We start from the raw sequence: 15,940 nt of genomic DNA on the forward strand, positions 1-15,940 counted from the left end.
TTCTCGCAGGATGCTCAAAAATGCCGTCCAGCAAGGCCGCAGCCGACGCACGCACCGGAGGCGTAGCCTCTGGCTACGTTGAGGATGCGTGCGAGGTGAGAACGAAGCTGGCGGAATTTTTCAGCATCCGATAGCCGGTGCTTAGTGGAACGCAAGCACCGGACAAGGCATCTTGTGCAACAGCGCATGAGACACACTGCCGAGCACGAAGCGGGTGATGCCCTGTCGGCCCCTGGTGCCCATCAGAATCAAATCCGATTGTCGGCTAGTGGCTTCTTGGAGGATCATGGCAGACGGTGTCCCCAGTACGGCGATCCCCTGCGCCTGATAACCTAAGGCGCGGAGACGTTCTGTGATGCTATCGATGTAGCCGCGTGCGCTCTGCAAGGCCTGCTTCTCCAGTTTCTCGGCGGCGGCGGCTTCGACGGGCCAGGGCGGTTGTGTTGAAGGCAAGACGGTCAATAGCGTGATTTCAACCGGATCGTGGAACGGTTTCAATTGTAGAAAACGAAATGCGGCTTCCGCGTCTGATAGGCCCTGGAGCGGCAGCAAGATATGTTTCATGGCTTTGACCGGGCCGTTGACGATCAGCGTGGCGCAGGGGGCCAGGGTGAGGATGCTGTGGGACACACTGCCAAGCAGCCGCTCCTTGATGGGGCCAAGGCCCCGTGCGCCCATCACGATGAGATCGGCCCGTTGTTCTTCGGCCGTCGCCACAATGACTTCTGATGGAGATCCGATTCGAAGCTGTTTCGTCACAGGGCCTGCGTGCATGGGGAGGAGGGACTGAACCCGACTCAGCAGCCGCTCGCCGTCCTCCCTCATGCTCTGTTCGAGAGATTTGTAGAGCTCCTCTGCGACGTCCGGCGCCATCATGGGATAGGCCGGTCTCGGGACGTCCATGGCATGAAGCAGGGTCAGTTCCTCTGCCCGGGCCAGGTATTTCATGACGTGAACGGCCTCATAGGCATTATCCGATCCATCGACGGCGAGCAACGTTTTCATCGGTGCGACTCCTTTGTTGTCGTCACGCCGCCCTGATGCGGGGCAGCATGAAAGTAGCGCTGAAACCAGGCGAGTGCCTGCTCTGCGACCTGTTCAAGTGTGTCGGGTTCGTCGAAGAGATGCGAAGCGCCTGGCACGATCACAAGACGCTTCGGGCAGGTGAGGAGGCGAGAAGATGTTCGATTCATTTCGATGACCGGCTCGTCGTCTCCACCGACGATCAGCAGCGTCGGCGCAGTGACGGCTGGAAGGTAGGGTTCAGCCAGATCCGGTCTGCCGCCCCGTGACACGACCGCCCGAATGGAGGAGGGCTCGCGGGCTGCCGCCTGCAGGGCTGCTCCTGCTCCGGTACTGGCGCCGAAGTACCCGATGTCCAGGCGTTTCGTTCGATCGTCCTGTTCGAGCCAATCCTTGGCAAGCAGCACTCGATCCGCCAACAGGTCGATGTCGAAGACCGTGCGGCGGTCTTCGGCTTCATCCTGGGTCAGGAGGTCCAGCAGCAATGTGGCCACCTGTCCTTGCTGGAGATAACGGGCGACGGCATTGTTGCGTGGACTGAATCGCCCGCTGCCGCTTCCGTGGGCAAAGACCACTATTCCGATTGCCTCCGCTGGCAGGCCGAGGATTCCCTCAAGGGAAAGAGGTCCTCGTGTGATTCTGACAGTCTCTTCATTCATTGTCGCTCATCACATTTGCCGAACCGTCATCACAATAGCCTCGCGTCTCTCTCGCTCAACGCTATTCCGCGTTCAATGGCATTTCGTGGGGCAGAACAACAGAATAGAGACGCTGACCCCAAGTCCGAGCAGGACCGTTCCCGGTATCCACCACGGTGTTCGTGTCACGTCTTGCCTCCAACTCTGTACGCCAATGAATGTCAGCAAGTCCGATGCCTCTCCTGGAGAAGGGGTACAGGCCGTGAGGGGGTGAGCTGTATCATGAGGAGCGAGAGGCGGTTGGCGTTGTTTGTCTTCTAGCCTCTCAGGGCTAACAGTCCACGTTTCACGGCTTCTGTTGCCTTCCGCCACAGTGTGAAGCGCCACGCTGTAGCAAGACACCCCCGCGTAACAGAGATAGATATGAAGTCTGAAGGCTAAAGGCGTGAGAGGAGGAAGAAAGCCGTTGTTTCCACGCAGCTATCAGCCTTCAGCCTTCAGCCGATATCAGTGGCACCGGCCTTGCGATATTAGGGAATGAGTCAATTCTCTGGAGGTGATATGGCCGAATCGCTTTATACGAAGATATTGGTGCCGGTCGATTTCTCTCCTTGCTCGGAAGAGGCCTTCCGGGTTGCATTGGCCCTTGCCAGGACGTTTCAAGCCAAGCTGTTGCTGGTGCATGTCATCGATACGAATGCCCTGGCGACGTTCAATCAGCTGGGGCTCTTGGCGGTGCCTTCAGATGCACAGGGCCAGAAGCGGCGGTTGCGCCACCATGCCCGGCTCAACGTGCGGCGTTTGCTTGAATCAGAATCGGCTGAGGGCGTGGCGGTGACGCGAGTGGTTTTAGAGGGCACGCCGTTTACGGAGATCGCGAAGACGGCTCGAGCGGAAAAAGTAGATTTGGTCGTCATGGGGAGCTATGGGGGGCGTTCGGGTAGCGTGGACAAGATTTTTTTCGGCAGCACGGCTGAAAAGGTGGTGCGGACTGCTGGTTGTCCGGTGTTGACGGTTCCGTTGCCGGCGAAATCTCATCGTTCATGAAACGTGAAGCGTGAAACGTCAGAATCCGGACACGAACGACGTGCCACGAGATACGGTTCACGTGCTTCGAGCGCGCCAGTGGCGGGATTTTTGATCATTTTGCTAACGGGAGGGATACATGAACAGTCAGAAGATGCAGTGGGGAGGGGCTCTGGTGCTGGCGATTACCTGTGGGTTTTGGTGGGAGGCGGCAGCGCCGGTCTTTTCGCAGTCCGAACAAGTCGTTGAGGTGACGATTCAAGACTTCAAATTTGTGACCAAGCAGGGATCGCTTCGCCTCGGATTCCCTGTAGTGATCAAGGTGAAGAACGAGGATGCCGAACGGCATGACTTTGGCTCGACCATGTTTGAAGGCATTCCCACTCAGATCGAGAAAGACGGAGTGATCGTCTACGGACGGGGTCTGAACGGCGTGTTTCTTGATCCTAAGAGGGATGCGTCCATTCGGTTCAACATGTCGAGGCCTGGCCGACATGAATTCCGCTGTTCGATCCATCCGAATATGAAGGGTGAGTTGTTGTTGCTGAGTGTGGAGGCGGTCTAAGCAAGAGGCAGGCTGCTGAAACAGTCCGCCAGCTGCGTTCTCGCTTCGAACGCATCCTCAACGTACCCCAAGGGTACGCCTCCGGTGCGTTCATCGGCTGCGGCCTTGCTGGACAGACCGTTTGAGCACCCTCTAGAGATTGTGGGTTGAAGAATGAGGAAAGGACGCCTGTGATTAAGCGAATTTTATTTGCGACGGATTTCTCACCCTGGGCCAGGCGGGCGGAGGATTATGCCTGCGCCCTTGCCTGTTCGTGGAAGGCGAGCTTGACGGTACTCAGCATCGCGGAGTTTCAGCCGGGGCTCAATCCCGACTACCCCATCAATCAGCAATACTTGGCGGATCTACTCAAGCAGGCGTCGGCGCAGCTCGTCGATCTCAAAGGCCGGGCGGAACGGCGAGGCATGACGGTGACGACCAGGGTCGCGACGGGTATTCCCAGTGAAGAAGTCATCACCGCGGCGCAGGCGGAGGAGTCAGACCTGATCGTCGTCGGAACGAAGGGCAAGACGGGCCTTGCGCATGTCTTGTTGGGCAGTACTGCCGAGCGGGTCATTCGCGGAGCCCCCTGCCCTGTGCTGACGGTACGAACGGATCAGCCAGACGCTGAGCGGGGAGAGGGGGCCCTGCCGGGGCCTATCGTCCTGGAGCGCATTCTCGTGCCGGTCGACTTTTCAGAATGTTCTCTCGATGCCGTGGAGTATGCAGCAGTGGTGGCGCAGCAGGCCAAGGCCTCCCTCATGTTGCTGCATGTGTTGGAGCCGGTGTCTTATGGCTTGGATTTTACCCTCGGCCAGAGCAGGACGCGCGAGCAAGTGCGCGAGACCTGGACGAAGCGACTGGAGGAGTTGGCCTCTTCGCTCAAGATGACGGGGCTATCTGTCACGTTTCAACTACGGGGCGGCGTGCAGGCCGATTCAATCTTAGACTCAGCCAAGACTCTGCCCTGCGACCTGATCGTGATGGGTACGCATGGACGCCGCGGCATCTCGCATGCCTATTCCGGCAGCGTGGCGGAGGCGGTCCTGCGAAAAGCGCCCTGCCCTGTCTTGACGGTGCGGAGCCTCAAGCTTGGATCAGGCCATAGCCGGGTGATTCCGGCAGCAAGGTTTCCTGTAACGCACAAGTAACCAAGGAGTCAGTGATGAAGGGGACGAGTAAACAGACTGAAAAAGTGAAACCTTCGAAGCGCTCGGCTGTGGCGGCATCGCCGCAATCTATGGAGCTGCCGGATAACCTGTGGGAGCGGATTTCAAGAAAAGCATGTGAGCTGTGGCAGGAGCGGGGCTATCGAGACGGACAGGATCTCGAAGATTGGTTTGATGCCAGGACCATCGTGATGGAAGAAAGTCATGAAGCTCGCGAGTGAAACGACCGCCGGCTTCCGGGTGCCTCTCGCCCCCTCGCTCGAGGCGCTACTTGTGCGCTTGGAATCCCTTTCGTTGGAGCCGGGGTTCACCGCGCAGGCGCAGATAGCCTTGCGCCTCGCCCTCCAACCCTATTTTGAGGGTGGGGCCGGGACTCTGATGGCCCCGCTACAGCAGGAAACGACGTTAGCCAATCTCGTCCTCTATGCCGATTTCTATCCGCAGGACGGGCAAGTGACGTTGGTCGAACAGTTGCGCGACGTCATCACAGAGCATATTCCGCAAGAAGAACGAGACTGGTTGGACCCGCTGAAACATTCGGCTCTCGATCTGGTCGAATTCATATCGGTCGACGAACGGGATCAGCGCCTGGTCTTTCGCTCGCTAGGAAATGCGCGGGTCTATCGCGTGCCGGACGGAGCCTTCCGCGAGGGGTTACAGCCGGGACAAGTACTGGTGACGCGGCTGATTCGGGAGCCGGGCGATGTGGAATGGGAGCGGGCGGTGATTGCGGGCGCCGCGATCCGGTTATCCAAGGAGGACGGACAGGGCCTGCTGAACGCCGTACGGGATTATCAGCGGCAGGTGGAAGTTTCCGCCGGATCGTTCGAGCTCGGCGATTGGCCTAAATTCGCGAAGCGCTATGGGCATGTGTTGCTCTGGACCTTTGCCCGTATGCGGGTTGCCGCGCTCGTCGATGCCGTGCGACGTATTCACTATGTCACAGAAGGGGGGCAGCCCTATCTGTATGCCTTGGCGCTGTACGAGCATCACGAGCACGGGTATATAGATGAGCTGCTTGCAGGGCTTGAAGGGTTCGAGCGGGAAGCGATGGCCTCTTTCGGCAGTGGCGCATCAGGGGCGAAGGCCCCGCAGCATTTTGTGCAACGAGGGACCTCTGGGACTCTTGAATCCCGGGTGGTCGCACGGGTGATCCTGACGGCGAGCCAATTATGGGTGGAGTGCGATTCGCGAGAGCATCTCGATACCATCAAACATGCGTTGGCGGCGACGTTCGGATTCTCGCTTCATTTCCGTGGCGAAACCTATGCGTCCCCGCCTCGACAGATCAAGGAGTCCGAGCTGGCCGTTGAGGAGCCGCTCACGTTGGTGATTTCGAGAGAGGACGATCGAGCCTTCTTGCGCGGGTTTTTGGAGACTCTCTACTTGGAATGGGCGGAACAGGCCTGCCCTTCGCTGGATAGCCAGACGCCGCGTCACGTGGCCACATCGGCAGAAGGTCGCGAGCAGGTCGCCGCCTTGATTGCTGACATGGAGAGCCACGACCCCGGTCTCAGGCGCGTGGGCCAGGCGGCATTTGACTACAATACATTAAGAGCCCACGTGGGGCTCGATTAGCAGGCTGCTGAAACAGTCCGCCGACTGGTGAGGCGGCCACTCGACGATCCGTCTTACGACGAGGCCGGGTGGGATGTCGGTCGGTGGATTGGATGCGCAGGTATGTCCCTTCGAGCCGCACCGGTTGCCTCGTGACGAGATGGAGTATACAACTATGCCGCAGCTTATGAAGAAGTTGGAAGGCCGCTGGGGAAAATTCTAGCAGGCTGTTGAAAAAGTCCGCCAGAGGCGTTCTCGCGTCGTTCAGGCCCTCAACGTACCGCAAGGGTACGCCTCGGGCCTTCACTCGCTGCGGCCTTGTTTGGGACGAGGCGCGTTTCGGCGCGCCAGGGTTGGGCGGGTGAGAAGTCTGGCCATTTTGAACAGCCTGCGGTGTTAGTTTTTGTCCGTGATTGCATACATGATGTCTTTGCAGAGTGCTCACGAACTTTCGTAACAGCTTTCTAGGAGGACGGATGGCGTTGCAGAGAGCGACTGTTGGAATCCTGGTCGGGGGCGGACCGGCTCCCGGCATCAATAGCGTGATTAGTGCGGTCACGATCCGCAGTATCCTCGGCGGCTGCGAAGTCGTCGGGATCATCGACGGATTCAAGTGGTTGATGGAGGGGAACGTGAGTCAGGTGCGCCCCCTTTCAATCGAAGAAGTCAGTCGCATTCATTTTCGAGGCGGGTCACATCTGGGCACCTCGCGGGCGAATCCGACGAAGAAGGCGGAATCGCTTGCCACGGTCTTGTCTTGCTTGATGAAACTTGGCATCACGCGCCTGGTGACGATCGGCGGAGATGATACGGCCTTTTCTTCGCTCAAACTGGAAGAGCAGGCGGCAGGGCATGTGCAAATTGTGCATGTGCCGAAGACCATCGACAACGACCTTGATTTACCCTCCGGCATTCCGACGTTCGGCTTTCAAACGGCCCGGCACTTCGCCGTCGAGATCGTCAAGAATCTCATGGTGGACGCGCATACGACGGCGCGCTGGTATTTCGCCGTGACCATGGGGCGGAAAGCCGGTCATTTGGCGCTGGGAATCGGCAAGGCGGCCGGTGCCACCCTCACGGTGATACCCGAGGAATTTACGGAACGGCCCGTGAGGCTTCAGCATCTGGTGGATCTCGTGATCGGGACGATGATCAAGCGTCTCAGCGGAGGACGTTCAGACGGGGTGGTCGTGTTGGCGGAAGGGCTGATCGAGATGCTCGACCCGCAAGACCTGGGTGGGTTGGATCATGTCGAGCGGGATGAACATGGCCACCTGCGATTGGCCGAGGTGGATATCGGCGATGTGCTCAGGCGTGAAGTGGCCAAGGGCATGAAGGCTTTGGGATTGGCTACGACGATCGTCGCCAAGAATGTCGGGTATGAGTTGCGCTGTGCGGACCCGATTCCGTTCGATATGGAATATACCCGCGATCTTGGTTATTGCGCGGCGCAGTTCCTGCTCGACGGAGGCACGGCGGCCATGGTCTCGATTCAGGATGGGCGGTTTACGCCGATCCCGTTCACGCAGATGCTGGATCCTGCGACCGGCCGGGCGAAAGTGCGGATGGTGGATATCACGGCGCAGTCGTATCAGATTGCGCGCCAATACATGATCCGGTTGTCCGACGAGGACTTGAAAGATCCGGTCACATTGGGCGGCTACGCGGGCCTCGCGGGGCTGTCGCCGGGCGTCTTTCAACGGCGGTTTCAGCCAGTTGTCTGACATGCAACCAACTGTCAATTGAAAGGATAGGCAATATGAAAGTGCTCGTGGCGACGGATGGATCGAAGTTTGGGGAATGGGGATTGAACTGGCTGGCCAAGCTGCCGTTTGTGGAGCCGCCGAACGTGACGGCGCTGCACGTGGTGGATCTCGCATCGCTTCGCGCGCCGTTTCTTTCGCAGCCGGTGATGGCGGGAACGGAGCGCTACATCAAGGAAGAAGTTCAGCGTATGGAAGCGCGCTCGGCAAAAACGCTCAAGGAGACCAAACAGCAGCTGGCGGCACTGAAGATCAAGGGCAAGGTCCGCAAGGAACAAGGGGCGATCGCCCCGACGATTTTGAAACGTGCGCCGAAACGGGACGGGCTCCTGGTCGTGGGGAGTCAGGGCCTCGACGCCCTCGACCGTTTCATGCTCGGCAGCGTGTCGACGAATCTCATCCATCATGCGACCTGCCCCGTGCTCGTCGTGAAGGAGGACGCGGTGCCGCTGCGGCGGATTACCTTGGCGACCGATGGATCGGCCGCGTCGACCAAGGCCCTGACGTTTGTGGTGAAGAATTTTCAGCCGGATCGTTCGACCGGCAAGGGCGGGCGTGCGCCGATTCACGTGAGCGTCATCCATGTGATGCCCTTCATCAAGTACCCCGAGCTGAGAGAGGCAGGGCGCCATCTGGTCGAACGAAGCATGCGGAAGCTGGTCAAGGCTGGGTTTACGGCTGAGGCTGTCTATCAGCTCGGGAAGCCTGCCGAGGAGATCATGAATGTGGCGTCCAAGCATCATGCTGATCTGATCGTGATGGGGGCCAAGGGGCTGGGCGCCATTGCACGCTTCCTGTTGGGCAGCGTTTCGACCAGGGTGGTCCAACAGGGTACCTGCTCGGTGCTCGTCGTGCGATAGTACCGGATTTATTTCCGTCTATTCGAGAGGGGGTGTCCTGTCCATTTGTTCCGGGCAGACTCCTCCCGTCCTGTTGTTGCTTGCTACACTTCTGCCTGAACATGTTTTGGGGTCCCTTCTCCTTGCGCCGCACCCTGCTGACGATGCCTTGTTGTGTTGAATTGTCTATTGCCGGTAGGATATCCAACGAGAAGGCCGACCTCTTGCATATCTGATTGTCCCTATGAGCCTACGGAAATCCCCTCAAAACCAGCCGACCAACGTCAAATCTGGGAAGCGAGCCACGGCAGCGAGTCCATCGAGGCCGGGTATCCCCATCCAGGTTCCAACAGGAGAAGACGCGCAACAAGAGATCTTGCACCACCTCAGGGAACGGGTGAAGGAGCTGACGGCCCTGCACGGAGTCGTGCGGGTGCTTCAAGGCAGCACGAAGCCGCTGAAGGAGATCTTCCGAGAAATTGTGACCCTCATTCCACCGGCCTGGCAATATCCTGAGGTCGCGGCGGCTCGTATCAGGTTTGAAGGACTGATTGTGACGACACCCTTTTTCCGAGAAACGGCGTGGATGCAGCGGGCTACGCTCGTGACCGCGAAGGGCATGAGCGGTTCCATTGAAGTTGTGTATCTGGAGGAGAGGCCGAACGAGCGTGAGGGGCCATTTCTTCTCGAGGAACGTCTGCTCATCGATTCGCTGACCGACAGCGTCTCGTCCTTTCTCACGCGGCGGGAGGCCGAGGAGTCGTTGCGGGTGGCCCATGCGCAACTACAGACCCTATCCCGCCAGCTCATGCAGGTACAGGAACGGGAGCGCAGGCAACTCGCGCATGATCTCCACGACGAAATCGGGCAGGCCGTGACCGCGATTAAGATGAATCTCCAGACCATGCAGCGGGTTGCTGATACGTCTGCCGTTCAGGAGCGCTTAGACGATAGTCTGGGGATGTTGGACAAGATTCTTCAGCGAGTCAGGGATCTGTCGTTGGATCTGCGTCCCTCGCTGCTGGACGATCTCGGGTTAGCGCCGGCGGTCCGCTGGTACGTCGAGCGTCAAGCGCAGCGGGCAGGTCTGGTCGCTGAGGTTGAGGCCGAGCATGTGCCGCAGGGGCTGGAACCGGACTTGGCCGTGGCCTGTTTTCGCATCGTTCAGGAGTCGATCACCAATATCCTGCGTCATGCGAAGGCGACGACGATTCATGTGGACTTACGACAGACGGATCAGTGGCTGGATCTGTGCGTCAGAGACGACGGAATCGGTTTTAGCAGCCGGGAGTCGTCGGCCCGGGCCGCCAATCGCCCGAGTCTTGGATTGCTCGGAATGCAAGAACGGGCGCAGGCGTTGGGGGGAACAATCTCAATTGAATCCTTGCCGGGTCAGGGGACGGAAGTCCATGTGCGGATTCCGCTCCGGCCCCCTGAGACAGCGAGAGAGAGAGGCTGAGACGCGCCATGCCGATTCGAGTCATATTGGCCGACGATCATATCCTGATTCGAGCAGGTCTCCGCGCCTTGCTGCAGACCTTGTCGAACATCTCGGTCATCGGGGAAGCGAGTGGCGGACATGAGGCGGTCGAGGCCGTGGCCCGTGAGCAGCCGGATGTGGTGCTGATGGATATCGCGATGCCAGGGTTGAATGGCTTGGACGCCGCGGCCCGCATCGTCAAGCAATGGCCCGGAGTTCGGGTCATCATCCTCTCAATGCACGCGAACGAAGAATATGTGGGACAAGCGCTCGATGCGGGAGCCACGGGCTATCTCCTCAAAGGTGCGGAGCCCGCTGAGCTGGAGTTGGCGCTGAAGGCTGTCATGCGCGGCGAAACCTATCTGACGCCAAGCGTGTCGAAGCCTCTCGTGGACGACTACGTAGCTAGGCGAAAAGAGCAAGCCGGTCCCCTGCACGATCTCACCTCTCGACAGCGAGAAATCCTGCAATTGATCGCGGAGGGCCACTCGACCAAAGCGATGGCCCACAAACTCAATCTGAGCATCAAGACTGTCGAAACCCACCGGAGCGAACTGATGCGTCGGCTCGACATCCATGATGTGGCAGGCCTGGTGCGCTATGCGATTAAGAAGGGGCTCGTCACCTTGGGCGGTTAGCCGACCGGTCCTGCTCCCTACCTATGCAGGTTCTTCGCAGAGGGCTCTCCTTTTTCCCGACCACCAGGCTGTCTGTTCCGTCATCTGCTTCTCTCTTCTTTTGTCCCCATTGTCCTGAATATCAGGTCCTTTCCCGGTCGGGTCCTCTAGCCCCGCCCATTCCTCAGGTGTTTTCCTCCTCGGTATCAGGGTTCCCCCGATACCGGCTGAGCGGAATATGTGCGAAATCTATAACCAGACATATCGTAGAGGCTTACCCGGAAAGCCTGAACAAGGAGGACGAACGATGATGGTACAGAAGTCTTCATATAGTTTACTGGCAGCCGTCCCGTTGGCGGCCCTGCTCGGGCTCATCGGGTGCACCGGTGTATTTGCGACGCAGGTGGAGAGTACGCTCGGGCCCAATGCAGGCGCCGACGACCACATGGCGGCGTCGATGCTCTATCAGGCGAAGGCACAGCAATTGGCCGCAGAAGCGGACCGCTATGAAACGGCGGCGTTGAAAATCGGACCCTACGAGGACCTCAAGGGCTTCCGGCGTGCAGGGCTGAGGATTGCGGTTCAGGAAAAACGTGGTGAGGCGAATCAGCTGGAGGAACTCTACGCAGTCCATTACGAAAAAGCTCAAACGATGTACGGAAAGAAGAATCCTGACTGAAGATATTTGGAGCGAGTCTGTCGGTCAGTCAAAGGGGGCACCACGGAGACCGTGGTGCCCCCTTTGTACGAGGCGGCACAATGCGATAGACCCGTTAGAATACTGTTGTTATTGCTTTCGCTCTTTCGCATACATACGCTTGGCCTTCTCTCTGTGTTCCGAAGCGAGGAGGCGCAGATCCGATGATTGTTTCCACTTCGATTGGGCGGCAATATTCAGGGAGGATCGACGGAATCCTTTCGTGTCCGTCAGTGGTGTTATGGCGGCTGCCGCCCGCTCATATTGCAGCGCCTCATCTTCCACGTTCTCCGCCGTGGTGTCATAGAAGTTCGCGATTTCCTCTAATTCGGCTGGCGTCCAGGGCTTGTCTTGCGCGCCCTTGGTATCCGTCTGTGCCCAGGCCGATGATGTCGCCTGCGAACTGGTGTCATGCCCCGGCAATAGGAACCACGTTCCCGCAACGCCCAGGAAGAGACCGATGAACAGTGCCATGCTCGTGCGCATTGTGAACCTCCTTTTCTGATGATAGATCAGGAACCAACATTCTAATTTTCCTTGTTTGATATTCTCTTACATGCATTTTTTGGCTTAGGCAATGGGACAGGAGGCCCATCGCACGTCGCCTCGCTTCACCCACCCTGGTTGACCGTCCCGTGTCATCACGTGCAGGAATGCATTCCTGCCAGGATCGTCCTCTTGCACGATCAATTCCGAGTCCAGTCTCCCAATGACCTCGCTACTTCCCATATGACCCCGTACCGCAATCCCTTTGGTTTTTGGAGTAAAGCACAAGTTCGGCAGGGCATGAGCCACCATGTCGGGACTGTCTGCCCTCGCAGACTCTCCCGTGGGATCGGATCTTTCCCCGTTGTGAGTCTTGGTGTCAGGGGAGTGGTACGCAACTCTGTGGATGGGGATACTCGGTGCGGAAACGGGTCGGAGGTCCTCTAGCCCATCCCTCAGAGCTTCACCGATCCGCGAAATGAATGACGTGGTTTCGCTCTCGTGAGAGAGCGTGGCCTGCGCCGGCTCGCCTGTCGTCACGTCGGTCAGGTAGATCCGAGTGACGGTGTCGCTCGCGACGATGCAACTTGCCACAAGCCGAAGGCCTGCTGTGCCCGGTATCAGTGTATGCATGGATGCCAAGGCGCGGGGACAGATGATCGACGGGATCACGGTCTCTCCCAGCCCTTCAAGCGAGAGGACTTGTTCTTGGAGAATGACGGGGCTCGAGGCATCCGCTGTGAGGGGCGGTACGGTCCTTTCGTCAGGGGTCACAGGTTTCCCCAGTACGTGCCTCGACGACTTTTCGAGAAGGTTCACGATGGTTTGTATGTCATCCTTCGTAGGCATTTCGTAGGACAAGGCAGCCGTGACGGTGGACATTGACCGGGAATGTGAGGTCATGGCACAGCCTGGAAGCACAACGAATCCAAGCAGCATAGCAATAAGTTGTCTGAAGCCTGAGGTTGTGATGCGATTCATATGCTCCTCCTCAAAGAAAAAAACGTCCCCGACCGCGATGGGTCTGAGGACGTCCTTGTCCAGAAGTCAGGGAGTGAGCCCCGACGGGGAGGCCTCATTGCCCCCGGCGATTCATCTCAATAAAAAAGTCCTCACCCGTTTCCCAGGTAAGGACTTCATTGTCCTAGGTATTATGGAGAGACTCCATTGTCTCTCCTGCTGATACAGCAATACATTATTATCATTCGATCCTGGCTGAGTCAACGGGGAATATGTATACATGCGAACGGCTTTTCGCGGAGTGCTCCGCTCAGACGAGAGTCGTGATAGAGTTGCCCCGCAACCGTGACGAGCACCGTCATGGTGTTGCGGCTGGTTTCACTATGGCAATGATCTCAAGTTTCCCTCCCATTCCTTCGAAGCCGTTTCATCCTGACGCGCCGGCGTGGCATGTGCTGCCCCTGTCGGATGTGGCGCAACGGCTGACGGTTGATCCACAGGCGGGCTTAAGCGGAGAGGAAGTCTCGCGGCGGATCGTTCGCTACGGTCTGAATGAAATCCGTGAACGACCCCCACGCCCGCTCTGGCGCATGTTCCTCGATCAATTCACCGACTTCATGATCCTTGTCTTGATCGGGGCGGCGATCGTTTCCGGGATCGTCGGCGAACCGCCCGATGCGATTGCCATCGTCGTGATCGTCCTGCTCAACGGGGTGATCGGCTTTGTCCAGGAGTATCGGGCTGAGCGAGCCGTCGCTGCCCTGAAATTGCTCGCAGCCTCCACGGCGCGGGTCCGGCGTGGTGGCCGTACGACAGAGCTCTCCGCTCTGCAGCTGGTGCCTGGCGATGTCGTGCTGCTGGAGGCCGGTAATACGATACCGGCGGATCTACGTCTGATCGACAGCGTTCAGCTGAAAGTGGATGAGTCACCGCTGACCGGTGAGTCGGTCCCGGTTGAGAAGCGCACGGACCCGTTGCACGAGCCTGAGGCACCGCTCGGCGACCGGGTGAACCTCGCGTACAAGGGAACCAGCGTGACCTATGGTCGCGGCAGCGGTCTGGTGGTTGCAACCGGCATGCAGACTGAATTGGGCAGAATCGCTGCAATGCTGGGGAATGAAGAGGCCGTGAAGACGCCGCTCCAAAAGCGGCTCGCGCTGTTCGGGCGGCGGCTGGCTCTAGCGGCATTGGCGATTTGCGCCATTGTGTTTGCCATCGGTGTATTGCGTGGTGAATCGGTTGTGTTGATGTTTTTGACGGCGGTGAGTCTGGCCGTCGCGGCGATCCCCGAAGCGCTCCCTGCCGTGGTAACCGTGTCTCTGGCCTTAGGGGCTCGCCGGATGGTGAAGAAACGGGCGCTGATCCGCCGATTGCCGGCGGTGGAGACGCTGGGGTCTGTCACCTACATCTGTTCGGACAAGACGGGCACGCTCACACAGAACAAGATGCGAGTGGAGCAACTCATTGTGAACGGCCAACTGGAGAATGGATCCACGAGCGAGGAGGAGTCGTGGCGTCGATTGATGAAGGCCATGGCGCTTAGCAACGACGCGATCAGGCACGAGGATGGCCACATGATCGGCGATCCGACGGAAGTCGCGCTCTTTCAGGGGGCAGAAGAGAGGGGATACGGGAAGGCTGAATGGCTGGAGCAGGCGCCTCGGGTGGCGGAATTACCGTTCGATTCAGATCGCAAATGTATGACGACCCTGCACCGGGAGGGTTCGGAGGTCGTGGCCTTCACCAAGGGGGCGCCTGAGCAGGTTGTGGCCCTGTGCGATGGGCAGTTAACCGGCGATGCCAGAACCTCACTCGATTCGGCGGCGCTGTTAGAGCAAGCCGACCGGATGGCGGCGAGCGGGTTGCGCGTCTTGGCCCTGGCCTATCGGACCTGGCCGGATCTCCCGGCGGAACTGACCCCTGACTGCATCGAGCGCGGGCTGACGTTTCTCGGTCTGGTCGGCTTGATGGATCCGCCGAGGGAAGAAGCGAGGGAGGCGGTGTCCCTCTGTAAATCGGCAGGCATCACGCCGGTGATGATTACCGGCGATCATCCTGCGACGGCCCGCGCCATTGCCCTGCGCCTCGGCATTATCGAGGACGGCGGAGCGGTGATGACCGGGCAGGAACTGGCGAAGTTGCCGCGGGATGAATACGAGGCGAAGGTGGAGGGGATCAGGGTCTATGCGCGTGTATCGCCGGAGCAGAAGATTACGATCGTGAAGGGCCTACAAGATCAAGGCGAATTCGTCGCGATGACCGGCGATGGCGTGAACGATGCCCCGGCGCTTCAGCGCGCCGACATTGGCATCGCAATGGGGCTGGCCGGGACGGATGTGGCGCGCGAAGCGGCGCATATGATCCTGCTGGATGACAATTTTGCCACGATCGTGACGGCGGTGAAGGAAGGGCGGCGGATCTTCGATAATATCCGTAAGTTCATCAAGTACGCGCTGTCGTGTAATACCGCGGAGGTCTGGACGATCTTTTTGGCGCCCTTCCTGGGATTGCCGATTCCCTTGTTGCCGATTCACATTTTGTGGATCAACCTCGTCACCGATGGGTTGCCGGGGCTGGCACTGGCGGTTGAGCCGGAAGAAAAGGGCCTCATGGAACGACCGCCCAGACCGCCGGGCGAGAGCATCTTCGCAGGCGGCATGTGGCAGGGTATTCTCTGGATCGGCCTGCTCATGGGAGGCGTGACGCTCGTCACCCAGGCCTGGGCCTACCGCACGGGACATGCCCATTGGCAAACGATGGTCTTCACCGTTCTGGCGTTGTCGCAGATGGGTAACGTGCTCGCGCTCCGGTCCGAGCGCGAGTCCTTCTTTACTCTGGGGCCGTTGACGAACCTTCCCTTGTTAGGCGCGGTACTTCTCACCTTTGTGTTGCAGATGTGCACGATCTATATCCCGGCGTTGAATCCGATCTTCAAGACCGAGCCGCTTGATCTCGACGAACTGCTGTTGTGTCTGGCGCTCTCGTCGATCGTATTCATCACGGTGGAGATTGAGAAGTGGTGTATCCGGCAAGGTTGGTTGCGCTGGAACGCGAAGAATGCGGAGCCGCCACCTGTGTGATCGGAATCGTGCGGCGCCGTGGTCTGTCACAGGTCCCCCCCTGCAGCAGTCTGACCCCGGT

The 15,940-nt window shown here is 58.9% G+C and carries 15 protein-coding genes and 1 pseudogene; 12 read left to right on the plus strand and 4 right to left on the minus strand.

What is annotated here, in order from left to right; genetic code table 11:
* Positions 1-141: 141 nt before the first annotated feature.
* Together Q8N00_04740 and Q8N00_04745 are read right to left on the minus strand one after the other, a co-directional pair.
* Positions 142-1,005 (minus strand): universal stress protein, encoded by an 864-nt coding sequence (locus Q8N00_04740; protein MDP2382090.1) that lies wholly within the window; start codon positions 1,003-1,005, stop codon positions 142-144.
* The gene (locus Q8N00_04745) at positions 1,002-1,682 is read right to left on the minus strand and encodes an alpha/beta hydrolase (GenBank protein ID MDP2382091.1); all 681 of its coding nucleotides are present in this window, start codon (positions 1,680-1,682) and stop codon (positions 1,002-1,004) included. Before Q8N00_04745 ends, Q8N00_04740 begins: the two co-directional genes overlap by 4 nt.
* A gap of 540 nt (positions 1,683-2,222) precedes the next feature.
* Here Q8N00_04745 and Q8N00_04750 point away from each other — a divergent pair.
* The 11 genes and pseudogenes from Q8N00_04750 to Q8N00_04800 all read left to right on the plus strand — a co-directional run bounded on the left by Q8N00_04750 (position 2,223) and on the right by Q8N00_04800 (position 11,335).
* Entirely contained in the window at positions 2,223-2,708 is a 486-nt protein-coding gene (locus tag Q8N00_04750; GenBank protein MDP2382092.1) for a universal stress protein, read from the plus strand.
* Positions 2,709-2,826: 118 nt separating this feature from the next.
* On the plus strand, positions 2,827-3,252 hold the full coding sequence (locus Q8N00_04755) for a cupredoxin domain-containing protein (protein MDP2382093.1): 426 nt from the start codon (positions 2,827-2,829) through the stop codon (positions 3,250-3,252).
* A 170-nt stretch (positions 3,253-3,422) separates the two neighbouring features.
* On the plus strand, positions 3,423-4,382 hold the full coding sequence (locus Q8N00_04760; protein ID MDP2382094.1) for a universal stress protein: 960 nt from the start codon (positions 3,423-3,425) through the stop codon (positions 4,380-4,382).
* Positions 4,383-4,396: 14 nt separating this feature from the next.
* Positions 4,397-4,621, plus strand: coding sequence for a DUF2934 domain-containing protein (locus Q8N00_04765; GenBank protein ID MDP2382095.1), 225 nt, complete (start codon positions 4,397-4,399; stop codon positions 4,619-4,621).
* On the plus strand, positions 4,605-5,978 hold the full coding sequence (locus Q8N00_04770) for a hypothetical protein (GenBank protein ID MDP2382096.1): 1,374 nt from the start codon (positions 4,605-4,607) through the stop codon (positions 5,976-5,978). The genes Q8N00_04765 and Q8N00_04770 overlap by 17 nt, the downstream gene beginning before the upstream one ends.
* Before the next feature lie 106 nt (positions 5,979-6,084).
* Positions 6,085-6,180, plus strand: a pseudogene (locus tag Q8N00_04775) (fructose 1,6-bisphosphatase).
* Between the two features lie 253 nt (positions 6,181-6,433).
* Complete coding sequence (gene pfp, locus Q8N00_04780) at positions 6,434-7,681, plus strand: diphosphate--fructose-6-phosphate 1-phosphotransferase (protein MDP2382097.1); 1,248 nt, start codon at positions 6,434-6,436, stop codon at positions 7,679-7,681.
* Between the two features lie 35 nt (positions 7,682-7,716).
* A complete protein-coding gene (locus Q8N00_04785; GenBank protein ID MDP2382098.1) occupies positions 7,717-8,580 on the plus strand; it encodes a universal stress protein in 864 nt (287 codons plus the stop codon).
* Between the two features lie 223 nt (positions 8,581-8,803).
* Positions 8,804-10,018, plus strand: a complete 1,215-nt coding sequence (locus Q8N00_04790; protein MDP2382099.1) for a sensor histidine kinase — start codon at positions 8,804-8,806, stop codon at positions 10,016-10,018.
* An 8-nt stretch (positions 10,019-10,026) separates the two neighbouring features.
* A complete protein-coding gene (locus Q8N00_04795) occupies positions 10,027-10,677 on the plus strand; it encodes a response regulator transcription factor (protein ID MDP2382100.1) in 651 nt (216 codons plus the stop codon).
* A gap of 286 nt (positions 10,678-10,963) precedes the next feature.
* Positions 10,964-11,335, plus strand: coding sequence for a hypothetical protein (locus tag Q8N00_04800; protein MDP2382101.1), 372 nt, complete (start codon positions 10,964-10,966; stop codon positions 11,333-11,335).
* Positions 11,336-11,443: 108 nt separating this feature from the next.
* Here Q8N00_04800 and Q8N00_04805 read toward each other — a convergent pair whose 3' ends face one another.
* Positions 11,444-11,839, minus strand: a complete 396-nt coding sequence (locus tag Q8N00_04805) for a hypothetical protein (protein ID MDP2382102.1) — start codon at positions 11,837-11,839, stop codon at positions 11,444-11,446.
* 84 nt (positions 11,840-11,923) lie between these two features.
* Positions 11,924-12,820 carry a hypothetical protein gene (locus Q8N00_04810; GenBank protein ID MDP2382103.1) on the minus strand — a complete coding sequence of 299 codons (897 nt, stop codon included), beginning with the start codon at positions 12,818-12,820 and terminating at the stop codon, positions 11,924-11,926.
* Positions 12,821-13,182: 362 nt separating this feature from the next.
* On the opposite strand from Q8N00_04810, the gene Q8N00_04815 reads away from it, so the two are divergent.
* Positions 13,183-15,879, plus strand: a complete 2,697-nt coding sequence (locus Q8N00_04815) for a calcium-translocating P-type ATPase, PMCA-type (GenBank protein MDP2382104.1) — start codon at positions 13,183-13,185, stop codon at positions 15,877-15,879.
* Positions 15,880-15,940 lie beyond the last annotated feature (61 nt).

The sequence above is a fragment of the Nitrospirota bacterium genome, assembly GCA_030684575.1.
In the GTDB taxonomy this organism is placed as follows: Bacteria; Nitrospirota; Nitrospiria; order Nitrospirales; family Nitrospiraceae; genus Palsa-1315.